The sequence below is a fragment of the Bifidobacterium simiiventris genome (genome assembly GCF_019331715.1).
GTDB classification, from domain to species: Bacteria; Actinomycetota; Actinomycetes; order Actinomycetales; family Bifidobacteriaceae; genus Bifidobacterium; species Bifidobacterium simiiventris.
In genome coordinates, this window is sequence record NZ_JAHBBG010000007.1 from 18483 (window position 1) to 41421 (window position 22939).

18 protein-coding genes are annotated in these 22939 nt (G+C 63.5%); 9 read left to right on the plus strand and 9 right to left on the minus strand.

Annotated features, from left to right (window positions below):
* Window positions 1-160 precede the first annotated feature (160 nt).
* The 5 genes from KIH76_RS07675 to KIH76_RS07695 all read left to right on the plus strand — a co-directional run bounded on the left by KIH76_RS07675 (window position 161) and on the right by KIH76_RS07695 (window position 3373).
* Window positions 161-568 (plus strand): hypothetical protein, encoded by a 408-nt coding sequence (locus tag KIH76_RS07675; protein ID WP_338023623.1) that lies wholly within the window; start codon window positions 161-163, stop codon window positions 566-568.
* 216 nt (window positions 569-784) lie between these two features.
* Window positions 785-1072, plus strand: a complete 288-nt coding sequence (locus KIH76_RS07680) for a DUF4244 domain-containing protein (protein WP_219070110.1) — start codon at window positions 785-787, stop codon at window positions 1070-1072.
* A 158-nt stretch (window positions 1073-1230) separates the two neighbouring features.
* Window positions 1231-1608, plus strand: coding sequence for a TadE/TadG family type IV pilus assembly protein (locus KIH76_RS07685; protein ID WP_219070207.1), 378 nt, complete (start codon window positions 1231-1233; stop codon window positions 1606-1608).
* A gap of 26 nt (window positions 1609-1634) precedes the next feature.
* Window positions 1635-1982, plus strand: coding sequence for an Rv3654c family TadE-like protein (locus KIH76_RS07690; RefSeq protein ID WP_236036904.1), 348 nt, complete (start codon window positions 1635-1637; stop codon window positions 1980-1982).
* 179 nt (window positions 1983-2161) lie between these two features.
* Window positions 2162-3373 carry a diacylglycerol/lipid kinase family protein gene (locus KIH76_RS07695; RefSeq protein WP_219070112.1) on the plus strand — a complete coding sequence of 404 codons (1212 nt, stop codon included), beginning with the start codon at window positions 2162-2164 and terminating at the stop codon, window positions 3371-3373.
* Window positions 3374-3459: 86 nt separating this feature from the next.
* Here the strand turns inward: KIH76_RS07695 and KIH76_RS07700 are convergent, their stop codons facing one another.
* From KIH76_RS07700 to KIH76_RS07735, 8 genes are all read right to left on the minus strand, one after another.
* Window positions 3460-4986: an amino acid permease gene (locus KIH76_RS07700; protein ID WP_219070114.1), complete on the minus strand. Its 1527-nt coding sequence runs from the start codon at window positions 4984-4986 to the stop codon at window positions 3460-3462.
* 147 nt (window positions 4987-5133) lie between these two features.
* Window positions 5134-8940, minus strand: a complete 3807-nt coding sequence (locus KIH76_RS11580; protein WP_420829264.1) for an FtsX-like permease family protein — start codon at window positions 8938-8940, stop codon at window positions 5134-5136.
* 182 nt (window positions 8941-9122) lie between these two features.
* Entirely contained in the window at window positions 9123-9824 is a 702-nt protein-coding gene (locus tag KIH76_RS07710) for an ABC transporter ATP-binding protein (protein ID WP_214374149.1), read from the minus strand.
* A 434-nt stretch (window positions 9825-10258) separates the two neighbouring features.
* Window positions 10259-10519 (minus strand): mycoredoxin, encoded by a 261-nt coding sequence (locus KIH76_RS07715; protein ID WP_219070117.1) that lies wholly within the window; start codon window positions 10517-10519, stop codon window positions 10259-10261.
* 129 nt (window positions 10520-10648) lie between these two features.
* Window positions 10649-12697: a DUF5696 domain-containing protein gene (locus KIH76_RS07720; RefSeq protein ID WP_219070119.1), complete on the minus strand. Its 2049-nt coding sequence runs from the start codon at window positions 12695-12697 to the stop codon at window positions 10649-10651.
* 133 nt (window positions 12698-12830) lie between these two features.
* Window positions 12831-13865, minus strand: a complete 1035-nt coding sequence (locus KIH76_RS07725) for a glycosyltransferase family 2 protein (protein ID WP_219070209.1) — start codon at window positions 13863-13865, stop codon at window positions 12831-12833.
* 180 nt (window positions 13866-14045) lie between these two features.
* The gene (locus KIH76_RS07730; protein ID WP_219070121.1) at window positions 14046-14804 is read right to left on the minus strand and encodes a TetR/AcrR family transcriptional regulator; all 759 of its coding nucleotides are present in this window, start codon (window positions 14802-14804) and stop codon (window positions 14046-14048) included.
* Window positions 14805-14891: 87 nt separating this feature from the next.
* Window positions 14892-16112 (minus strand): ATP-binding protein, encoded by a 1221-nt coding sequence (locus tag KIH76_RS07735; RefSeq protein WP_219070123.1) that lies wholly within the window; start codon window positions 16110-16112, stop codon window positions 14892-14894.
* A gap of 161 nt (window positions 16113-16273) precedes the next feature.
* Between KIH76_RS07735 and ftsY the strand changes: the two genes are divergently transcribed.
* The 4 genes from ftsY (at window position 16274) to KIH76_RS07755 (ending at window position 21497) form a co-directional block, all read left to right on the plus strand.
* On the plus strand, window positions 16274-17548 hold the full coding sequence (gene ftsY / locus KIH76_RS07740; protein ID WP_219070125.1) for a signal recognition particle-docking protein FtsY: 1275 nt from the start codon (window positions 16274-16276) through the stop codon (window positions 17546-17548).
* Window positions 17549-17894: 346 nt separating this feature from the next.
* The gene (locus KIH76_RS07745) at window positions 17895-19178 is read left to right on the plus strand and encodes an ammonium transporter (RefSeq protein ID WP_219070127.1); all 1284 of its coding nucleotides are present in this window, start codon (window positions 17895-17897) and stop codon (window positions 19176-19178) included.
* Between the two features lies 1 nt (window position 19179).
* The gene (locus KIH76_RS07750) at window positions 19180-19518 is read left to right on the plus strand and encodes a P-II family nitrogen regulator (RefSeq protein ID WP_152357965.1); all 339 of its coding nucleotides are present in this window, start codon (window positions 19180-19182) and stop codon (window positions 19516-19518) included.
* A gap of 119 nt (window positions 19519-19637) precedes the next feature.
* The gene (locus tag KIH76_RS07755) at window positions 19638-21497 is read left to right on the plus strand and encodes a [protein-PII] uridylyltransferase family protein (RefSeq protein ID WP_219070129.1); all 1860 of its coding nucleotides are present in this window, start codon (window positions 19638-19640) and stop codon (window positions 21495-21497) included.
* 25 nt (window positions 21498-21522) lie between these two features.
* On the opposite strand, the gene KIH76_RS07760 is transcribed toward KIH76_RS07755, so the two are convergent.
* Window positions 21523-22932: an MATE family efflux transporter gene (locus tag KIH76_RS07760; RefSeq protein ID WP_219070131.1), complete on the minus strand. Its 1410-nt coding sequence runs from the start codon at window positions 22930-22932 to the stop codon at window positions 21523-21525.
* Between the last annotated feature and the right edge of the window lie 7 nt (window positions 22933-22939).

Below are 22939 nucleotides of genomic sequence, written 5' to 3' on the forward strand. Positions count from 1 at the left end.
ACTGTCTTCGTCTTTTCGGGTGAGTGGTGAGGCTCCTGAACGCGGTGCCGGTTCGGGGGGTTCGCGGCGTGACGGCGGTGCCGCATCGTCCGCAGTGGTGTTGGCCCTGCTAATCGCGGCGGTGCGTCAGGGAGCGGCGATTCCCCGGGCCTTGGACGCGGTGGGCGGATCGGTCGGTGGCGTGACGGGTCATGGCATGCGCAAAGCGGCGTCGTCGTTGACGCGTGGCATCGCATGGGGTGATGCGTGGTTGGGCGCAGGATCGGAGAATGACGACGATAGGTGTCGTCCTGCTGGCAGCGTGTCCGGGACGGTGCCGCCGGAAGGCGCGACGGCTGACATGCTCGCCGTACTGGAGGATTCATTGGAACCGTCGTGGAATGACGGCGTCTCGCCGGTGAGCCGTCTGGAATCTGCGCTGGATCAACTCGATGCCGACGAACGTACCCGCATCGAGGAACTGGCCGGCAGGATGACCGTCCGTCTGCTGATACCCACCGGGCTGTGCTTTCTGCCTGCGTTCATATTCATCGGTGTGATTCCGTCCATCATGTCGTTCATCGTGTGAATGGCTTCGTATGCCGAGTTATCCACACGAAGTTATCCACACCGGCTCGCGACGTCGGAAAGTTATCCACAAAAAATGTGGATAGACACGCCGGCTGTGGATAACCCGGTACCTTTCGACCACATGACCCGTTTTTCGTCTGATCGCATCGCGGTTTCTGGCATAGTAACTGAACCACGACCACGGTGGTCGGGAAACTCGAGTGAAAGGAACGCTATGAGTGACGTAATACCAATCAATGTCGATGGCAAGGCCGGTCTGTTCCTCCACGCCAAACAGCGTGCCGCAGAGTTCTACGAGCAGGGGCGGCGGGAACTGTGCTGTCTGGACGCGAGAATGCGCACACTGGCCGCCGAGCCGGAAAAAGGTGCGGCGACGGCCGAATACGCGGTCGTGCTAGTCGCCGCGACCGGGTTCGCGGCCGTGCTGATCGCGGTGCTGAAGTCGGATGGCATCAAGACGCTGCTGACGAATCTTGTCAGAAAAGCGCTGAATGTCGGGTGACGATCATGACGCGGCGATTGATGCGGGCGGACTTCCCGACGACATGTCGATGCGGCGGGCGCGGAACGCTGTCATGCGGCGGGTGCGGCGTCGCTGCGGAGCGCATGCCTTATGACGATCAGCCGTTGCTGTGGCGCAGACATGTGCGGCGCCCGTCGATGCGGCACGCGTCCGTATTGCTCGCCGCATTGCGTCATGCGGACAGGGGAGCGGCCACGGCCGAATTCGCCGTGGTGCTTCCCGCCGTCGTGGCGGTGGCGGTGCTGTTGCTGTGCCTATCGCGCACGGTGGTCATATCGATGGACTGCCAGGATGCCGCTGCGTCGGCCGTACGGGAACTGGTGGTGGCCGACGGCGTAGATACCGACACCGACCTGCAATCGGTGGTGCGCGCGGTGGCGGGCGGCAATGCCTCGGCGATGGCGTCATACGGCGACGAACAGGTGACGGTCACCGTGCAATGCCCGGTGGTGCCCGATCCGTTGGGCGTGCTGCCGACCCGTGTGACCGGTCGGGCGACAGGGGTGATGCGATGAAAGGAGAACATGATGGATGCAAGGGCATGAATCGTGCCGACTGCGGTTCCGGCACGATGGCCGGCGTCGCGCTGATCATGCTGGTCGGTGTGCTGCTCGGCGTCGTCGCTTTGGCCGGCAACCTGCTGATCTGCCAGACACGTGCGAGAACTGTTGCCGATCTTGCGGCGATATCGGCCGCGCTCACGTTGTACGACGGAGGTGACGATGCGTGCGCGACGGCGCAGGCTGTTGCTGCCGCGAACGATGCCGGGCTTGACTCTTGTGCGGTCGATGGCGAGGATGTACAGATTGCGCTCGCCGTCGCCACGCAGGTGCCGTTCGCTCCATCGGTGACATACCGATCCCGGGCAGGGCCGGTCGAATGCGGGTAGACAGACGGCGGATGCGTATGCGCCGTGTATCGTGCGGTCATGCGGATTCGACATCCGCAAGTCGTGCATGTTTCCGCGAGACGCGTGTCGGTGAGGGATGCCTGACCGTGGGCAACGCCACAACGTGAATTCGTCGGTGACGCTGGCGCGCGCGGCAATGCATGGTTTATCGTGGCGGTATGAGTGATGAACGAGGTCTGCGTCCGGTGGTGGCGATGATCGGCAACCCGGTGTCCGACAAAGGCAGGGGAGCCAAGATCGATGCGCAGGTGATGGAGCTGCTGACCGATGAAGGACGCCGGCATGGGTTCGACGTGATCGACCTGACCGGAACGAGCTTCGATGATTCGCTGGCCAACGCGCGTGCGCAGGCCGACACGTACACGCATCTCGTGGTGGTCGGCGGCGACGGCATGATAGCGCTCGGCGCCAATGCGGTCGGGTGCAGCGGCAAGCCGCTCGGCATCGTAGCTACCGGTTCCGGCAACGATTTCGCGCGAGGACTGGGGCTGCCGGTCAACCGCATCCCGACGGCGGTCGAGGGCATCGTCGGCGCCATTGTGCGTGGCAGTCATATCGATGTCGATATGGGACGCGTGACGTCTCTTCCTGGTGGATATGCGGTCGATGCGGCGACTGGCAACCTGCTGGTGAATACGTCGGACGGAGTCGGTGTCGACGGGCAGACCGGTCATGCGCAGGAATCGGATGGTCATGCGTGGGAAGCGGATGACCGCGCGCAGGAATCGGTCGAGCTGCCGCCGATCGACCGGTACTACGGCGGCATGCTCAACTGCGGACTGGATGCGACGATCAACGACCGTGCCAATCATTCGCGCCTGCCCGGCGGGTCGCTACGCTACTTCGTCGCGGTGCTGATCGAGGTCATGCATCTCAAGCGGTATGGCTACCACATCAAGGCCACGCTGTCCGATGGCAGCATCGAGGAACGCGACATCATATCGCCGATGGTCACCGTCGCCAATTCGCGGCATATCGGAGGCGGATTGGAAGTGTCGCCGTATTCACGGTTCGCTGACGGTCTGCTCGACCTGGTGTGGATCGACCATATGCCGAACGTGTTCGAGATCGCCGATGCGATTTCGAAGGGATACAACGGCCGGTTGCTGGCTTCGCATGTATTCGGCTGGAAGCGTGTGCGCGAGGTTGAAATCACCCGTGCCGTGGACGGCGCCGAGCCGCCGGTGATGATGGCCGATGGCGAGTACATCGGCCATCTGCCGGTGCGGGTCGCGGCGCAGGACCGTGCGTTGCGCGTGCTGGTGCCGCCGGCGGTCGCGCACGATCATGCCGCCGATGACGGCAGCCGCACACTCGCGGCGATCGAACGCGACCATCGCGACCCGGTGACCGGCGAATTCGTTGACTGAGCGGTTCGATATCGAGTCGGAATACGACGGCGCCCCGTCCGATCGGTTATGACCAGACAGGGCACCATCCATGCGTTATCGGCGGTCTATCGTCCTAAGGACTCCTTCAGGTCGCGGTTGACGAACCGGTCATGCAGCACGCAGTATCCGCCGAACACGGCCAGCCACACGAGGCCCGCGATCGCGGAGCCGCGCGTGTCGTCGGCCAGGAACAATGTCGCATACACGAACACGAAGAACGTGATCGCGAGCGTGTTCGTGAACTTCCACGCCGGCATCACAAACCCATCCGGGATGAAGTCGGCCGAGCGACGGTACTTGCGGTGCGCGATCATCGTGAGCACGTAGATGAAGATGATCACGGCGGACGATGCGGATGCGAACAGCACGAACGCGCCGGAAACGCCTGGGATCGCGTTGATAACCGGCGACAGCAGGATCAGTGCCGCGGACACGAGGATCGCGCGTGCCGGCACCTGACGGTTCGACACCTTGCCGACCTTCTGGAACGTCGGCGACTCGGACTCGATCGCCAGCTGGTACAGATGGCGTCCGGCCGAGTACAGCAGCGAGTTCAACGCTGAAGACGCGGCGGTGATCACCACGAAGAACACAAGCGCGGCCGCCCACTTGAGGCCTGCATACTGGAACACCATGATGAACGGCGAGGCGAACGAGCCGTCCGCGTTCGGCTTGAACGTGGTCCACGGCACGATCGCCATGATCGCGAGCAGTGCGCCCACGTAGAAGATGAGCACGCGCACGATGATCTCGTTGACGGCCTTCGGCAGCACCTTGCGCGGGTTCTGCGTCTCGGAGACGGTGACGCCCACGAACTCGATCATCTCGTACGCGTAGAACACCATCTGGAAGCTCATGAGGAACGCGAGCCAGCCGTTCGGCGCGATCGAGAAGTTGTTCGTGATGTTGTCGATGCCCGCATGACCGCCCGGCGAGACGGCGTCCTGTCCGGTGATCTGTACGGCATCATAGTGGTAGCCGATCACGACCATGACCACGGCGGTGGCGATCATCGCGCAGATCAGCGTGATCTTGATCATCGAAAACCAGAACTCCGCTTCGCCGAACGCCTTGACGGCGATGAGGTTGATCGTGACGAGCGCGGCGAGGAAGCACAGCTCGATCAGCCATTTCCAGTGGATCAGGTTGATGCCGAACGTGTCGAAGAATGTGATGAAGTATGTGGAGACGGCCGTGATCTCGCTCATGCCGATGAGCACGAGCACGATCCAGTACGACCAGCCGGCGAATTTGCCCCAGCCGTTGCCGAGATAGCGTTTGATGAAGTTGATGAACGTGTGCTGGCTCGGGTCGCGGTACATGAGTTCGCCGATGGCCCGCATGAGCAGGAACATGATGACGCCGACCGCGATGTATACGAAGATGATGCTCGGCCCGGTCAGCGCGATGGACTTGCCGGAACCGAGGAACAGGCCGGTGCCGATCGTGCCGCCGATGGCGATGAACTGGACGTGGCGGTTGTTCAGACCGCGCGCCATCTGATTGTCTTTGTCGAGGCTCTCGACTGATGTGAGGGTGCCCCTGCCGTCGGATGATGAACCATCTGGCCGGGCGCTCTGGGTGTTGCTCATGTTCTACCTGCGCTTTCAATAACAGGTTCAAACTGTAGCATCGTGCATGTTACGAAAACAGGGGCGGTTCAATGATCCGACGTGACAATATCGTGAGCATTTCGCCAAAAAGTTCAATTCGTTGAACTTTTTGGAGATGGTTGTCTGTCACTCTACGGATTTGAGCGAGACGGCAGGGTCGATGCGGTCAAGGACGGGATTGGTGAAGAACTGCACGAGCAGGGCGAAGACGAGCGTGACCGCGGCGGCGATCGCGTAGCTTTGCCACCGCACGCTCACCTCGAAGTAGATGCCGGGCATGGCGAGTGCCGCCGTGAGCAGTCCGCCTATCCACCGTCCGACCGGTAGTCCGATGATCACGCCGATCACGGTCAGGATCATCATCTCGCGGTTCACGTACCGGTGTACCTCGCGGTCGTAGAAGCCCAGCACCTTGAGTGTGGCCATCTCGCGCACGCGTTCCGATACGTTCGTGTTCGCGAGCGTGAACAACACCACAAGTGCCAATCCTCCGGCCAATGCCACGATGAGCGCCACCACGGCCCCCATGAGCTCGAAGCTGAAGCTGCGCCGCAGGTCGGCCGTGCTCGCGACGCTCAGCACGTCCGCATCCTTGGCGAGCTGTTCTGCATAGGCGATCTGGTCGTCGTCGGAACCGTCATACCGCGCGAACACCGTGTTCAGTTCCACGCCATCGACCACGGTCTCCTCGTCATCGGACGAGTCGGCATTGGTCATGCCGTTGGCGGATCCGCTGTTACCGTCCGTCGTGCCGGCGTGCGTCGAACCGGATGCAGTGCCGGAATCATCGGCCGTGCCGGTATTGTCTCCGGCATCGCCGCCGGTTCCGGTATTCCCGCCGAAGAACCGCTGGTAGTCGGCGGTCATCACATACACGTCCGCGCCGATCACTGATCGGCTGACGTTCACGACGCGAACCTGCTTGCGCTGCGCCTCGCCGTTCTTGAGCGTGATCAGGTCTCCGGCTTTCACGCCCAGCGCGTTCGCCGCGCTCTGCGATACGATCACGCCGTTCGCCCGCCCGTTTTCGAACGTTTCCACGCGGATCGGCGAACCGTCCGAAGCCGAGCGCAGATCGACGATACGGTCCATCGCGAATGTATTCGGCACAGTGACGATCTGCACAGTCTCCGTCTCGTCCATGCCGGTTGTGATCTCGCCGTTCTCGACTCTTGCCAACGCAACAGACGTGGACGAGTCGTCAACCACGCCGTCGCTGCGCAACCGGTCGAGCACCGTCGTCACGTCGTTGTGATCGGCCACGACCATGAGATCGTACCGGTATATGTCGCGATACTGCGTGTTCGGCAGCGCATCCACTGTGTCGCTGATCGCCAGTCCGCATACGATGAGCGCGGTGCATCCGGCAACGCCGCCGACTGTCATGACGAGCCGCGATTTGAACCGCACGAGGTTGCGCACGGTGATCTTGTTGAGGAATTTCATACGTTTCCACACCGGCGTGGCCCGTTCCAGGAGTACGCGCGAACCGGCTCGTGGCGCCTTCGGCCGCATGAGTTCGGCCGGTGTGAGTCGCAGTTCGCCCACGCATGCGACTGCCGTGGCCGCGACCACGCCTACCACGAACAGTGCGATGCCCGCCGACCCGTACAGCCAGTCGTATTCGAACCGCACGCCGGGTACGGTGTACAGTCCCTGCAACACGATCAACAAGAACGCGGGGATGCCAATGAACCCGGCGATCAGGCCCAGCCCGCCGCCGATCAGGCAGGCGAGTGCGGCGAACAGGACATACCGCATCGAGATCGCGACCGGGCCGTAGCCGAGGCCAACGTAGGTGCCGATCATCCCGCGTTCCTCTTCGACCATGCGCGTCATCGTGGTCAGACTCATGAGCACGGCGACGAGCAGGAACACGACCGGGAACGCGCGTCCGATCGATTCGATCGAGCTCAGATCGGATTTGATCGCGCTGAATCCGCCGATCGCGGATCGTGTCTGCACGTACCAACGGGCCTGTGCGATGCCATCGACGCGTTGCTGCTGTTTGGCGAACTCGGCGTCCGCATCCTTCTTGCCCTGCTCGAGCTTGCGTTGTGCTTCAGTGAGCTGTTTCTCGCCGTCAGCAAGTTTGGTTTCGGCCTCTTTGAGCTTCTTGCGGCCGTCCTCAAGCTGTTTGCGGCCGTCCTTGAGCGTTTGCTCCTGCTGGTCGAGCTTCGTGGACTGCGCGTCAAGCTTGGCGGCGTTGGCTTCGAGTTCGGCTGATTTGGCGGCGAGCTGCGTTTCGGCTTCGGCGGTTTCGCGCTCCTGCGCGCTCAGTTGGGCGCTGCGCTGGTCGAGCTGGGTTTGCGCGGGGACGATGGACGTGTTCAGTGTGGATTTGAGGGTATCTCGTTGCCGGACGAGCTGCTCGCGTTGGGCGGTCAGGGTGGTTCGCTGCGTGTTCAGCTGTGCGGTGGCGTTGGCGAGGGTTTCGGCTGTGGGCTGTTCGGACACGTTGATGCCGATCGCCGCGAGCGCGGCGCGGATACGCGACCATTGTTCGGCGGTGTTTGCGTCGGTTTGTGTGACGGTCCGGTTGCGCGTATCGGTTGTGCCGATCGCCTCGGTCGATTCGACCGACTTGGCCGTTCCGGCCGTATCAGTCGTGCCGGTCGTATCGGATGATCCGTCCGGCAGCGCGTCGATGGCTTTGGCGATGCTGGCGTTGGCGGCGAGCGTGTCGTCGATTTTCGCGATGCCCTGATTGGTTGTGACGATGCCTTGATCGATCGGTTCGCGCTGGGTGTTCAACTGTGCTTGTGCCGTGTCGAGTTGCTTGCGCGCGTCGGCCAGCTGCGTCTTGGCGTCGTCGAGTTGCGTCTGCGATGTCTTGATCTGTGCGCGGCCGTCCTCGAGCTGTGTGCGGGCATCGCTGATCTGCTGGCGCGCGTCGGCAACCTGTTGCTCGCCGTCCTTGAGCTTTGTCTCGGTCTCGTCGAGCGTGCGCCGGTTCTTTTCGTATTCAGCGCGGCCGCTCGTCAGTTCGGAACGGTTTTTGTCGATGGTCTGCTGGGCGTCGTCGAACGTGCGTTGCGCGTCGGTCTTGGCCTTGTCGAGCTTGGCCTGCGCGGCGTCGATGAGCTGCTGGCGGCGGGCCTTCTGTCGTTCGGTCTGCACGGTGTCGGTGATGCGGCTCGCCACGTCGCGCACCAGTGCGTCGTACGGTTTGCCGAACGAGTTCTGCGCGGCGGCCCCCTCCACGGTCAGGCTGATCGCGGTGTATACGTTGCCGGTCACGCCGTCGCTCGGTGCAAAGAACGTGTAGTCGGAGGCGAGCGTCTGCCGGAATGCCTTGCTGCCGATGCCGTCGGGGTTGCTGACGTCCTTCGGGTCAAGTACCTCGCCGACGATCGTCAGTTTGGTCGGGAACTGCGGTGACTGTTCGCCGGATGCATCGGATGCGCCGGATGTGTCGGATGCGCTGTCGGCATCCACGGCACCGTCATCCGTTCCCGCATCGCTCGTTGTGCTTGGCGTCACGGTCAGCGTATCGCCGATCGCCATGCCGCTGTCTATCAGGAACTTCTTCGTCACCGCGATCTCGCCGGCTTTCGCCGGCATACGCCCGTTCTGCAGGGATGGCTGGTCGATCCCGTCCGTGCCGATCTCGCTGATCGTCACGGTCTTGTCGGTGCCGTCCACGGCGACCGTGCCGGTCTGACTGCGTTCCGGCTGCACGGCGAGCACTCCGTCGATGCCGCGCAGTGCATCCACGTCGTCGTCGGTCAGTCCCAGCGTCGACATCACCTGGATGTCGTGCAGTCCCTGCGCGTCGTAGAACCGGTCGGCCGCGAGGAACATGTCGCGGCAGCCCGCATAGATGCCGGTTAGCACGGCCACGCCGAGCAGCGAGATCACCGCGATCGATACGAATCGTCGCCATCCGCGCAGCCAGCAGCGTAGCGTGTCCTTCGCGAACGCGGCCGACATTCCCCGGCCGCGTGTCCCTTTTGCACTGGTATAGCCCGCCGAACCGCCGTAATCATACGGTGAATCGGCGTCAGAGACGCCGTCAAGCTGCGCTTCCAGCTCGATCGCGCCGTCATCCGGCATCCGCCGTGCCGCGTCCCTGCCGAATCCGTCTCTGTATTGCCGTCGTCTCGTCATCGCGATCACCATTCGATCTCGCTGATCGGCGTCGGCGCGGGATTCACATCCTCGCTGGTCACGCGCCCCGAACGGAAGCGGATCACCTTGTGTGCCATCGGCGCCAGCGCGGAATTGTGCGTGATGATCATGACCGTCATGCCTTCCGCCACGCAGATGTCCTGCAGCAGTTGCAGCACTTCCTTGCCGGTCTCGTAGTCGAGCGCGCCGGTCGGCTCGTCGCACAGCAGCAGTTTCGGTTTCTTCGCGATCGCACGGGCGATCGACACGCGCTGCTGTTCGCCGCCGCTCAGTTGCGCGGGGAAGTTGTTGAGGCGATCGGCCAGCCCGACCTTGCGCAGCGTGTCGGCCGGATCGAAATGGTCGGGGCAGATCTGCGAGGCGAGCTCGACGTTTTCGAGCGCGGTCAGGTTCGGCACGAGATTGTAGAACTGGAACACGAAACCGATATCGTTGCGACGGTAAGTGATGAGGTCGCGTTTGCGCAGGCTGGTGATGTCTCGTCCGCCGACGATCACGCGGCCGTCCGTGGCCGTGTCCATGCCGCCGAGGATGTTGAGAGCCGTGGTCTTGCCTGCGCCGGACTGCCCGAGGATGACGGTCAGTTCGCCTTGGTCGGCGGTGAACGTCGCCTCGTCCAGCGCGCGGATCGACGAGGAGCCGGCAGGATACTCCTTGACCACATGGTCGAATTCGATATACGCCATCGTGCGCTCCCGTCGTGTCGTCGTTCGTCTGGTCGGCCAGGCGTCTGCGTCGGCCGTGCGTCTGGTCTTCCATTAAACCCTGCCGCGCCGAAAACGGCGGGGTATGCACACGCTGTCAGTACACGGAATCCCCGTACCTGTCGGCGTGGCGCATGACGCCGGGCAGCAGGAAAACGCATGGCGAACAGTTCCGATGTGGCTGGCAGGCGCGAGACAAAAAAAGAGAAAGCCCAGCGAAATTGCCGGGCTTGTAGAGAAGAGAAAGAAGAGAGAAGGGATTCAGTTATATCGGCCTTGCGACCTGATATATAGTTAAACCCCTTTACTTTGGGGTGTCGTGTGTATTCCCTGAGAATTTCATGAGAACGTTAACGATCCGATGGCGCCGGGATCCGCCGGGGTCTGCTCGCGCGTTGCCGACCTGGCCCGCCGTGTCACTCGGCGATCAGTCCAAGCTCCTTGAGTTTGGACTGGATGTCGGTCGCTGACGGCTCGACCTGGAACGCGCCGTCGCTGTACAGCACGACCGGGATGTGCTTCTGGCCGCTGATCTCGACCGCACGGTCGGCCGCGCCTTCCTCGGTCTCGATGTCGTGCCAGGTGAACGCCGCGCCGAAACGGTTGAGCGCCTCCTTCGCGCGCTTGCAGTCGCCGCACCAGTCAGCGCCGTACACGTCGATGTTGCTGTTGGCCATGATGGCTCCTTTCGTCGGGATCAGTCGCGATCCGTATGAATCCGTATGGGTACGAGCATACAGTGGCCGGTCATCGGTCTGCCATATCTCGTCCGCCGCTCGTCTGACAGCGAACCGTCGCGTCGTCGGTCAGCGTATCGCATACGTTTGCGTGTGGAAATCGCAGGTGACAACCGTGCCGTCCGCAAACGTCGAACGCTGCATCAGCGGGTCGCCGCCGACGAAGTCATGCCGTATCAGCTCGCTCATGCCGACTTTCTCGTGCAGCGCGGCGACCGTATTGCACCGCTCGATGTCGTTCTCGGCCTGCGCCTTCTGCTCGGGGCTCATGTCGCCATCCACGCCAACGTATGCAGCGTCGCGGATCAGGTACGGTGCGCCGCCGTTGATGAGTGCGTACAGCATGTAATCGTCGCCGCCGGCCACACGTTCCATCATCCATGGCTCGATCACGCAGTCGTGGTACACGAGGTTGTACAGCGGCACCGGCACGCCCTGGCGCGGCGCGGACGGGTCGCGCATCTGGAAGTCGTACGGCGCGTAATGGCAGAACACGAGGCTCGGCACGGCCCAGTCCGACACCTCCTCCGAACTGGAGAGGATGCCGTGCGAAAGCAGGTATTCAAAGCATTCCGCGCGGCGCGCGTAGCAGTCGCGGCGCGTCATGCGATGCTCGGGATTCGCGCATTCGTCGCCCTCGTTGCAGGTGAACACGTCGAGGTACGCGCAATCGAGCTTCACGCCGTTCGCGGCGATCTGGGCGAAGTTCCTGCGAACGTAGTCGGGCGCGAGCTCAGCGCACAGGAAGGTCTGGTGGCCGCCCGCCCAGATCGACTGCTCGGGATTCGTGCCATCGGTCAGCTGGACCGCGTTGTTGCGGTCGAACGTGGGCGCGGAGAAGTAGTAATCGCGGTACTGGTCGTGCGTGCCGAACAGATCGCCGTGCGCGTGGCAGTCGTCCACGAGCGCCTTCATGCCGGCCCAGCCGCCGGCCTCCTCGCATGCGGGCAGATAGTCCGGGTGGCTGTTGTCGTAGCCCGGTTCGGCCCAGCCGTCGAGGTGCATGTAGATCCTGCCCGCGCCGAGTTCGTGCAGGGTGTCGAGTTGCTTGCGACGGGCTGCGAACGATGTCACGTGCCGGTTCGCGTCCGGTTTCTCGTGATCGTAGTAGCGCGATTCCGGCTGGACGACGGTTTTGATGCCGACGTGCATCCACGAGCAGCCGATCAGATCGCGGACCGACGGATTGCACGCGGCCTTTTCGGCCAACGTACGCAGTCGTCCGCGCTCGTTGACATACGCGCGGTACGTTTTCGCGACGGACGTATGATCGGCGTGATCGAGGAAGCGGTATCGCACGATGCGACGGTAGTCCATGCGGCCGAGGCTCGGCTCGAACCACATGCCGATGCGCGTGCCTACCGCGGTGCCGCCATCGTTCGCAGCGGTGCCGTCGGTGCCGTTCGCCGGGTGCTCGATCTCGTAGCCGGCGTTCCACGGGGTCTCGCAGATCGCGATGTAACCAGGACGGTTTGCGTCGCTGCCGCCGCGGATCTGCGCATACCACGGCATATATCCGCCTGCCGTCTCGAACCGCCCCTTGAATACGATGTCACCGTGCGCCGAACTGACCGCGACTGGCCACGTGTTCGGAATCAGCACGCCCTGCTGGTGCGTGATCAGCGTGACATCGTGCTCGTCCAGCGAGTCGAACGCCATCTCGCCCGGCCACGTCAGCTTCGTCACCGCGAAACCGGTCTCGTCCAGCGGGATCCATTCGAACCTCACGTCGCCGGAGACGCGCTCGACCCACACGTACGTCGCGAATGCGAACGCCGGTGCCGTACTGCCGGAAGCCGCATCGCCGTCCGCAATGTCCGTGGAATCTTTGCCGGCTGCGAATCCGCGATACGTGCTGAACGCGCCTTCGCCGGTGCCGGTCACGCGCAGCTCATGCGTAATCTCGGCCGCCTCGGTGAACGCAAACGTCTGCTCTCCAGCCGTCTCGCCTGTGCCATTGCCATCGCTGTCATCGACGAAGCGGCCGGTGATCGTCGGCACGAATCCGTCCCGCCATGCCCATTGCGTGACCGAACCGTCCGCATCCTCGCGGCGGAACGCGAACCGCAGCGTCTCCTCATCGAACAGCACCGTGGTGCCAGCGCAGGTGAATTGCATTGTCTTTTCTCCGGTCTTGTGCTGTTTCCGATTCAGCGAGTGTTCGCTTCTATTGGGCAGTTGTTGGGTGGTCGATATGCGCCGCGACGAATGCGGCGACGCACATGGGTGGCCGCATTCGCCGGATGACGGATCAGTTGAAGCCGACGACCCGTTCGGCGATCACGTATCCGTGGCGGATCAGCCACCGGCCGACCGGTCCACGCAGGTTGAGCGCGCGCGACATCGCCTTGCGTTTCACGTCGTGGTAGATCGCGGGGGAGTGCGCCTCGATCGCCGCCCACATGCGCTTCTTCTTCTCGTAGTTCTCCGGATCGCGCGACAGGATCAGGAACACCGACGCCACGCAGCTTTCGATCGCGAGGAAGTGGATCATGTACTGGTACAGCCCGTCCGGCACGGTGCCCGGCTCAGGCGTCGCCTCGACCATGCGCTCGTTCACCAGAATCAGCTGGTCGACGCGCTTGATCATCACGTCGGTCTGCACCGACTGGCCTTCACGACCGATGAAGTAGTGGTAGTACGGCATGTCGAGGTACATCATCGTGCGCACCTTGGTGAACGGCTGGTACGCGTAAATGAAGTCGACGTAGAATGTGTGCTCCGGCAGCACCATGCCGGACTCGCGCACGACCGCAGTGCGGAACGTGAGCGCGTGCATGAGGATGTACTCGGCGAGACCGAAGTGGCCGAGATCGTCCCACGTGAGGATTTCGTTCGCGCGCATCGCGTGGCGGAAGTTGACCGTGTGCAGACGGCGTTTGCCAACCTTGTCATACACGTAGTTCGACACGACCATGTCGACCGGGTTGTCCGACGCGCACTGCGAACGCAGCGTGTCCATCATCGTATCGATCGACTGCGAGTCGATCCAGTCGTCCGCGTCCACGACCTTGACGTACGCGCCGCGAGCGTTCGCAATGCCGGTGTTGACCGCGCCGCCGTGCCCCTTGTTCGGCTGGTGGATCGCACGCACGTTGCGCGGCCAGCGCTTGGCGTAGGTGTCGGCCAGCGCCGGGGTGGAGTCGTGCGAGCCGTCGTCGACGATGAGCACCTCGATGTCGCTCGTGTCGCTCGCCTGCAGCAGCGACGTGACGCAGCGTTCGAGATACTCCTCCATGTTGTATGCGGGCACGATGAACGTGAGCGTGGGGGCCGCCGGTCGGATTGCCGCCGGCTGCTGAGCCGACGCGCGGGTTGCCGGATTGCCCTGTGTCGCCGTGGTCTGGGTCATGATCTCCTCGCCGGCGTGCCGTGCGTACGGCAGCCGTCATCGTCCGTTGCCGTCGCGCGAACGGCATCCTGCTTGTTTGTCCTCACCAAACTAGCACTCGTGGCTTATCTGGCACTAGGATTCGGCCTGATCTGCACATTCCGCGGCATGATCGGTCCGTTCATCTTGGTCGGCCGGTCGATCGGATTGCCTGATCTGCTCGGCCAGCTGATTGGAACCGTTCGCCGCAGTCGGCTGTGGCTCGGTGTCCGGACGATGATTGCGCGCGCGCTTGCCCTCGAACCGCAGCGCCGGCTTGGAATCGAGCCGCGACAGGCCGTGCCACGCGAGATCGACGATGTATGCGGCGAGCTGCTCCTTGCTGACCTTCGGCCGGTCGGCCCAGTACTGGCCAGTGAAGACGATCATGCCGACGAGCATCTGCGCGTAGTACGGCACGCCTTTGGTCGACAGTTTCTGCCGCTTGAACGACGCGGTGAGCAGATCCTCGACCTGCAGCGAGATGTCGCCGAGCAGCGAGCTGAACGAGCCGGCCGGATCGGTGCTCGGCGAGTCGCGCACGAGGACCTGGAAGCCGTCCGCGTTCTGTTCGATGTACGTGAGCAGCGCGAGCGCCGCGCGTTCGACGATCTGCCGCGGATGCGCGTCCGGGTCGGTGAGCGTGGCCGTGATCGTACTGGTCAACGTTTGCATCTCGCGGTCGACGATCACCGCGTACAGGCCTTCCTTGCCGCCGAAATGCTCGTAGACGATCGGCTTGCTTACCTTCGCGGTCGCGGCGATCTCCTCCACGCTCACCGCCTCGAACCCCTTCGCGGCGAACAGCGCGCGCCCGACCTGAATCAGTTGTTCGCGGCGCTGGAGTGATGTCATGCGTGACGTATTTCCCATAGTGCCTCAGTCTAGCCGGGCGGCTCGCATATGCCGTGAGCGGGCGCACGCCGCCGCTAAATCGCGCCGTCACTCGCACAGCCAATCGATGACGTTGCGTATGCGAATGCCCTCTTTGGTGACGCCTTCGCTGTACCAGTCGAGCGTGAGCACCAGACGCGGGAACGCATCGTTGAGCCGTTGCAGCGGTGCGAGTTCGCGCAGCCGGGTCTGCTCCTCCGTCATGTTCAGCGTGACCTGTATGTATTGCAGTTCCGCGTTGTGCCGGGCGATGAAATCGATTTCGCCGCCCGGCATGGTACCGATGGAGACCTTGTATCCACGGCGTTTGAGTTCCATGAAGACGATGCCTTCGAGCTGCGCCCCGCGGTCGGCTCCGGTGAATCCGGTGGCCAGATTGCGCAGTCCGTTGTCCACCGGATAGTACTTGCGTTGCGGCCGCAACAGTTCCTTGCCGCGTATGCGTGCCTGTTCGGCGGAGTAGATGATGAACGCCTTTTCCAGCGCGTCGATCTGGTTGTCGATGGTCGTGTATGTCGCGTTCGCGCCGGCTCCCTTGAGCGCTTTGACGACGTTGTTGACCGAGAACAGATTCGCTGATGTGGAGAAGAGATACCGTGACAGTTTTTCCAAGGTTACGATGTCGCGGATGCCGTATCGTTTCGCCACGTCTTTCATGACCACGGATTCGTAGACGGCGGTCAGTATCTCCGTCGCCTTGCGTTCGTCGGGCAGTCCGGTGACGAAGAGTCCCGGCATACCGCCGAACTGCATGTATTGCGAGAACAGCAGGTCCACCGGCTCGCTCGCGCCGGCCGATGTTCGATAGTTCCGGTATTCCGCGAAGGACAGCGGATAGACCGGAATGGTCACGTATCGTCCGGTCAGATAGGTGGCCAGTTCGCCTGACAGCAGCTGTGCGTTCGATCCGGTGATGTAGACGTCGGTATGGTCTCGGGTGTGCAGACGGCGCGCGACCTGTTCCCAACCGGGCACGTCCTGGATTTCGTCGAGGAACACGTAGAACGGGCCGGGTTTGGCGGTGGCCATTGCGGCGGTGAGATCGGCGTGAAGCGCTTGCGCGTCGTAGCCGATCGGGATGTCGAAGGCGTCGAATCTGCGGGAGAAGATGTTGGATTGTGGCACGCCGTCGCGTTCCAGCGACTGGGCGTAATGGGCCAGCAGGGTGCTTTTGCCGCATCGACGGACGCCGGTGAGCACCTTGATGTCCGGGCTGTCTCGGTGTGCGCGAAGCGTGGCGGTCAGTTGTTCTCGTTCGATATACGTCATCGCCTTAAGGCCTCCTTATTTCTACTGTACTAGAAATCTTTGAATAATGCTGTGCTGTTTTTGGGTATGAGATACATAATGATTACGCCGGCATCGACCGCGGCAAGATCGCCTGGGAAGGCGCGGTTTTGGCTGTCCGTTGCGGTTTTTAGGCTGGGGGTATGGATACGAATGTGATTATCGGCATTGTGGCCGTGGTGGCCATCGCCGTGTTGTTGATCGCGTGGGGCGTGTGGAACGACCGCTCGCGCAAGGCTGCGCTCAAGCGCGCCGAGGATGATGCCAAAGCCCGTGCGGATGCGCGGATTGCGGCTGAGGAAGCCGAGGAGCGCAAGGCGCAGGCCGCTGCGGCGGAAAGTGCGCAGGCGGCCGAATCTTCTGATGCCGCACATGAGGGGAGTGGCGCCGCTGCCGTCATTGCAAACGAAGGCGAAGCCGGGAAATCCGCGGAAACGGAACCGGTTCAGACCCCGGAACCGGCCGCCGCTCCGAAAGCCGTGGACACCCCGGAAACGGCCGGCTCGCGCATCCAGCGGCTCAAGGCCAAACTCGCCAACAGCGCGAATCCGTTCGGTAAGGCGCTGTTTGCGATCCTCACCAAGGACAACCTGTCCGAATCCGACTGGGAGGACGTCGAGGATACGCTGCTGCTCGCCGACGTCGGCGCGGAGGCCAGCGAACAGCTGGTCGACGAGCTGCGCAAGGACGCCCGCATCACCGGCAAGGCCGACGCGGCGGAAGTCCGCGCCAGCCTGCGCGACAAGCTCCTCGATCTCGTCGGCCGCGATACTGACCGTCGACTCAACGCGAACAAGGACGGCGCGAACAAGCCGTCCGTCATCATCATGGTCGGCGTCAACGGCACCGGCAAGACCACGACCGCCGGCAAGCTCGCGCGACTGTTCGTCTCCGAAGGCAAGCAGGTCGTGATGGGCGCGGCCGACACGTTCCGCGCGGCGGCCGCGGACCAGCTCGAAACATGGGGCGCGAAGGTGAACGTGCCCGTCGTACGTTCCGACAAGGACGGCGCCGACCCGGCGTCCGTCGCGTTCGAGGCGAGCGCCAAGGCCAAGGAGATGGGCGCCGACGTGCTCATCATCGACACGGCCGGACGTTTGCAGAACAAGGCCAACCTGATGGACGAGCTGGGCAAGATCCGTCGCGTGACCGAAAAGAACCTGCCGGTCGACGAAGTGCTGCTTGTGCTCGACGCGACCACCGGCCAGAACGGCATGACGCAGGCCAAGGTGTTCGCCGAGGCAATCGGCATCACCGGCGTGGTGCTCTCCAAGCTCGACGGCTCGGCCAAGGGCGGCATCGTGATCTCCGTGCAGAAGGAGCTCGGCGTGCCGGTCAAGCTCGTGGGCTTGGGCGAAGGCCCCGACGACCTCGCGCCATTCGACCCCGAAGGCTTCGTCGACGGCATCCTCGCGTAAGACCGCCATCGAAACGTCCGTACAGTGAAACGTCCGCACCCGCGAAATCGGGTGCGGACGTTTTTTCGTAACATGGCCATCCATCGGTTGCCAACGTAATCAAAACCGCACGAATCCGCCGTCATCACTCCACGAGCACATCGCCGCGTTCCACGCGATCATCGTCGATTCGTCCAATCTGCCCCTCCCTCGTTTTACATGCGCGTAACGTTCCGTAACGTTTTCACAACACGTGCGGCGTTCCATACCGTCATGTGAGCTCCCCACAAAGGAGCGAAAAGAGTTACCCCGACCGCTCGGTTCGTGCAACGGGCTGGCGGACAAGACGAAAGAGAGGGAGGTTGACATGGACACTGGAAATGCTGCATGGATGTTGACATCCGCGTCCCTGGTTTTCCTCATGACGCCTGGTGTGGCGTTCTTCTATGGCGGCATGGTTCGTGCCAAGGCCGTGCTGAACATGCTGATGCTGGAGGCCGCCGCGCTGTCGGTCACCGCGATCATCTGGACCCTGTGGGGATGGTCGATCGCGTACGCCGGTACCTCGATCGGCGGCATCTTCGGTGACCCGGCCACCGGTTTCCTGCTCAAGGATTCGATGGTCGCGCAGGACGGCGTCTTCACCGCCGCCAACACCGACGGCAACTACCCGGGCAGCATCGACGTTGCCTTCCAGACCACGTTCGCGATGATCACCGTGGGCCTGATCTGCGGCGCGATCGCCGAGCGCGTCAAGTACAGCACCTGGATGATCTTCGTTGCCCTGTGGATCACGTTCGACTACGCGCCGATGGCACACATGGTCTGGAACCACGGTCTGCTCTCCGGTGACGGCGCGATCTCGCAGGCCATCGGCGCTGCCGCGCACGACTTCGCAGGCGGTACTGTCGTCCACATCAACGCCGCAGTCGCCGCGCTGATCATCGTCCTCATCATCGGCAAGCGCAAGGGCTTCGGCGTCACCCCGATCCGCCCGCACAACGTCCCGTTCGTCATGCTCGGCGCGTTCCTGCTGTGGTTCGGCTGGTTCGGCTTCAACGCCGGCTCCGCGTTCGGCGCGAACGGCACCGCCGGCTACGCCTGGGTCTCCACCACCGCTGCCGCCGCGGCTGCCATGCTCTCCTGGGGCTTCACCGAGAAGATCCGCACGGGCCACTACACCGCGATGGGCGCGGCCTCCGGTATGGTCGCCGGCCTCGTCGGCATCACCCCGGCCGCCGATGTCGTCTCCCCGCTGTGGGCCATCGTGCTCGGCGCGATCGTCGGCATCCTGACCTGCCTCGCCTGCGGTCTCAAGTTCAAGTTCGGCTACGACGACTCGCTTGACGTGGTCGGCGTGCACGGCGTCGGTGGTCTGACCGGCACCGTCCTCATCGGCTTCTTTGGCGAAGGCACCGGCCTGCTGGCCGGCGGTGACTGGAAGCAGCTCGTCGTGCAGGTCATCATCGCGCTCGTCGCGATCCTCTACTCCGGCGTGATCACCGCGATCATCGCGTTCGCGCTCGAGAAGACCATCGGCTGGCGCGTCACCGAAGCCCAGGAGGTCGGTGGAATCGACCTCGCCGATCAGGGCGAACGCGCGTACGATTTTGCTGGAACTGCCAGCTCTGTTCTCAAGGAGGTGAGGTGAGATGAAGCTCATCACCGCTATCATCCAGCCCCATAAGCTCGACGATGTCAAGGAGGCGCTCGCCGCGGCCGGCGTGCACGGTCTGACCGTCTCCGAAGCCAACGGCTACGGCCGCCAGCGCGGCCACACCGAGGTCTACCGCGGTGCCGAATACACCGTGGATCTGATCCCGAAGATCCGCATCGAAGTCCTCTCGGACGACGCCGATGCCGAAACCTTGGTCGACGTGATCGTCAAGTCCGCCGGCTCCGGCACCATCGGCGACGGCAAGGTCTGGGTTGCGCCGCTTGACTCCGTGACCCGCGTGCGTACCGGCGAGACCGGTTCCGCCGCGATCTAACAGACTCCCGGATCGGGTTCGGCCTGTGGCTGGACGATGGTTCGGGCATCAGTAAGACAGATCCCCGCACGCAGCGTTACGCCGTGCGGGGATTTTTCGTTTGTGAGGAGCGGTCATCAATGACTTCGGCGGTCGACAAACTCAAAGCACGGTTCATGGATCTCAGCCAGCCCGACGACGACGGCATCTATCGCGACGGTGCCGCCAAACGCAAGGCTCGCACCGAACTGGCCGTCGGCGCGTTGCGGCAGTTATGGGCCGAGGCGACGGCCGGCGTATCGTTCGACGTGCCGTCAACCGGCATCGGACTGGCCGCGGTCGGTTCGCTCGCTCGCGGCCAGATCGGCCCATCGTCCGACATCGATCTCGTCATCATCTACGAACCGCATGCCGTGAACGATCAACAGCTCAACGAACTCGCCAACAAGATCTGGTATCCGATGTGGGATTCCGGACTTGACCTCGATCATTCCGTGCGCACGCGGCAGCAATGCGAGGCCGTCACCGACAAGGATCTGCCGGCCGCGATGGGATGGCTCGACGTGCTGCCGCTCGCGGGCGACACCGGACTGATCGAAACCACGGCCGCGTCGATTCTCGAACGGTGGCGCAAGGCCGCGCGCAAGCGGCTGCCGGAACTGCTCGAATCGGCCGAAAAACGATTGAACGAGTTCGGCCGGCTGCCGTACCTAAACCAGCCGGACATCAAGGAGACGCGCGGTGGTCTGCGTGACTCGGTGCTCGTCTCCGCGCTTGCCGCGTCGTGGCTCGCCGACCGGCCGCATGGCGCATATGACGCGGCCGTCGAGGCGTTGCTCGATGTTCGCGACTGCATCCATCTGGTCGCGAACAAGGATACGAACCTGCTGTTGCCGCCGTATCAGGCCAAAGTTGCGGCCATGCTCGGCTTCGCCGACCCGACCCTGCCCGAGGGGGAGCGCGAGGCGAAATCCATCGAGGACCTGCAGACACGGCTGGCGCGCATCGGGCGCACGATCGCGTTTTCGCTCGATTCGACGGCATCGCGTGCCGAGCATTCGCTCACGCATGAGAAGCCGCGGTTCTCGTTCTTCCAGATGATGAACCCGAGGGCGGGAGGCAAGCGTGAGGCGCCGACATTCGAAGTGCTGGCGCCGGGAGTGGTCTCGCACGAGCGCGAAGTGGTGCTGGCGCCCGGCGTGGACCCGTCTCGCGATGCGACGCTGGCGCTGCGGGCCGCGACGGCGGCCGCCGAGTTCGAGCTGCCGATCAACCCGGCCACGCTGACGAACCTGCGACGCTGCCCGATCCGCGATTCGGTATGGAGCGGGGAGGCGCGCGACCTGTTCGTACGGCTGTTGGCGTCCGGCCCGGCGTTGCTTGACGTGTGGGACGAGCTTGATTTCGTGGATATTCCGGGGCGTTGGATCCCGGAGTGGCTGGGCATTCGCAATCGGCCGAGCGCGTCGGCGGCGCACCGGTACACCATCGACCGGCACAGCGTTGAAGTGGTGACGCGGCTTGGGCGGGAATCGGCGGCCGGTGCGATGTCGGGGCCGGGCGGTTCGGATAGCGGCGAGCGGTACGACGACGCGCATTACACGGCGTTGCTACTGGCCGGGCTGCTGCACGACATCGGCAAACGGCCGTTCGTGACCGACCATGCGGCCGAAGGCGCGAAACACGTGCCGGTGATTCTGAAGCGCATGGGGTATTCGCCTGACATCGTGCGCTGGGCCACCATCTTGGTGCGCGAGCACCTGACGTTGTCGGAATTCGCGACAGGCCGCAATCCCTCCGACCCTGCGGTGGGGGACGAGCTGGCCGGACGGCTCGACCATGACCCGGTGCTGCTGGACATGCTCTTCGATCTGACGCGCGCGGACGGTTCCTCGCTTGGCGCGACGGCGGGCGAGCAGATCACCAAGCAGTACGGGTGGTCGAAATGGCGCGAATCACTGGTTCGGGCCATGTACAACGCCACGCGCTACCACATGTGAGGTGCGATGGCGGGCAATTATGCCTTCAACGCATCCAGCGGTCGGTGCGGATGCGCGCGCCGTTGAACACGGCCCGTCCGCCGACGAACAGCACGTTGATGATGACCCATAGTACGACCATGCGCGCGGTGTCGCTGGTGATGAGCCGGCCGTCCATCGCATTGACGGCCGCCAGCGCCGGCAGATAGATTGCGGTGGTCACCGTGCAGCCCATCGCCAGATACTGGTAATCGCCCGCGCCGATGAGGATGCCGTCAAGCGCCCACATCCAGCCACCGAGCGGCAGGAACACGGCCAGCACGATGCAGCCCACCGCGATAAGGTGCTGCACTTCGGGCGTGGGGGAGAACAGGGGTGACGCGGCCGATCCGGTGACGGCGAGTCCGACGCCGAGCGCCGCTCCGGCATACACTCCGGCGCGCCCTGCCACACGGGTCATGGCCCGGGCGTTGCCGCGCCGCCCGGCACCCAGTTCCGTTGCGACGAGCGCCTGCCCTGCGATGCCGATCGCGTCCAGCATGTTGATCACGAAGTTCCAGCTCGAATTGACGGCCTGATAGCCGGCCAGCACGGTCACGCCCATGTGCGTGGCCAACACCACTGTGCCCACCATCGAAATGCGCAGCGCCAGCGTGCGCATGAACAACGGCGCTCCGTCACCGGCCGTGTGCATGATGCCGCCCAACCGAGGCCGCCAGCTCGCGCCGTCCGCACGCGTCCACAGCAATGCCGGCACGACGAGGAATAGGCCCATGAACCACTGCGCGATCAGCGTCGCCACACCAGAACCCGTTATGCCCCAACGAAATCCGAACACGAACAGCACGTCGAGCACGGTATTCACCGCCGCGCCGCTCACTGCTGCGATCAGCGTGATCCGCACCTTCTGCAATCCGCGGAAAATCCCGTTCGCCGCATAGACGAGCAGCATGCCCGGCAGTCCGAAGATCACCGCCCGCAGGTAGTTGACCGCGTTTTCCAGCACCGTCCCGCGCGCTCCCATCGCGGCGCACAACGGTTCGGCCGCGGCGAACAGCGCTGTGGAGACGACTATGCCAATGCCCAACGCCAGCCATAATCCGTCGATGCCGGCCTCGAGTCCGTCGCGCCGCCGGCCTGCGCCGATCAGCCGCGCCACCTGCGATGTGGTGCCGTACGCCAGAAACACGCACAGCCCGGCCGTGGTGAGCATAATGGTCGATCCGACTGAAAGTCCCGCCAGCGCCGCGTCGCCGATATGCCCGACGATGGCCGTGTCGATGAGCACGAACGCCGGTTCCGCGATGAGCTGGCCGAACGTGGGTATCGCCAGCGCGAGGATCCGCCGGCCTGTAGACATGCCGTGCGAGGTTGCGGAGGCTCCGGATTCGTTGGATTTCGGGGAACTGGCGGATGCGCGGCCCGTTGGTTCGTCGTCTTGGTTCGTGGTGGTCATATGCCAT

Coding starts and splice junctions, on each gene's coding strand:
- KIH76_RS07690 (WP_236036904.1), top strand. CDS start 1,635: ATGAATCGTGCCGACTGCGGTTCCGGCACGATGGCCGGCGTCGCGCTG.
- KIH76_RS07720 (WP_219070119.1), bottom strand. CDS start 12,697: ATGCAATTCACCTGCGCTGGCACCACGGTGCTGTTCGATGAGGAGACG.
- KIH76_RS07695 (WP_219070112.1), top strand. CDS start 2,162: ATGAGTGATGAACGAGGTCTGCGTCCGGTGGTGGCGATGATCGGCAAC.
- KIH76_RS07710 (WP_214374149.1), bottom strand. CDS start 9,824: ATGGCGTATATCGAATTCGACCATGTGGTCAAGGAGTATCCTGCCGGC.
- KIH76_RS07735 (WP_219070123.1), bottom strand. CDS start 16,112: ATGACGTATATCGAACGAGAACAACTGACCGCCACGCTTCGCGCACAC.
- KIH76_RS07760 (WP_219070131.1), bottom strand. CDS start 22,932: ATGACCACCACGAACCAAGACGACGAACCAACGGGCCGCGCATCCGCC.
- KIH76_RS07685 (WP_219070207.1), top strand. CDS start 1,231: ATGCGGCACGCGTCCGTATTGCTCGCCGCATTGCGTCATGCGGACAGG.
- KIH76_RS07680 (WP_219070110.1), top strand. CDS start 785: ATGAGTGACGTAATACCAATCAATGTCGATGGCAAGGCCGGTCTGTTC.
- ftsY (WP_219070125.1), top strand. CDS start 16,274: ATGGATACGAATGTGATTATCGGCATTGTGGCCGTGGTGGCCATCGCC.
- KIH76_RS07700 (WP_219070114.1), bottom strand. CDS start 4,986: ATGAGCAACACCCAGAGCGCCCGGCCAGATGGTTCATCATCCGACGGC.
- KIH76_RS07715 (WP_219070117.1), bottom strand. CDS start 10,519: ATGGCCAACAGCAACATCGACGTGTACGGCGCTGACTGGTGCGGCGAC.
- KIH76_RS11580 (WP_420829264.1), bottom strand. CDS start 8,940: ATGTCGGCCGCGTTCGCGAAGGACACGCTACGCTGCTGGCTGCGCGGA.
- KIH76_RS07750 (WP_152357965.1), top strand. CDS start 19,180: ATGAAGCTCATCACCGCTATCATCCAGCCCCATAAGCTCGACGATGTC.
- KIH76_RS07730 (WP_219070121.1), bottom strand. CDS start 14,804: ATGACATCACTCCAGCGCCGCGAACAACTGATTCAGGTCGGGCGCGCG.
- KIH76_RS07755 (WP_219070129.1), top strand. CDS start 19,638: ATGACTTCGGCGGTCGACAAACTCAAAGCACGGTTCATGGATCTCAGC.
- KIH76_RS07745 (WP_219070127.1), top strand. CDS start 17,895: ATGGACACTGGAAATGCTGCATGGATGTTGACATCCGCGTCCCTGGTT.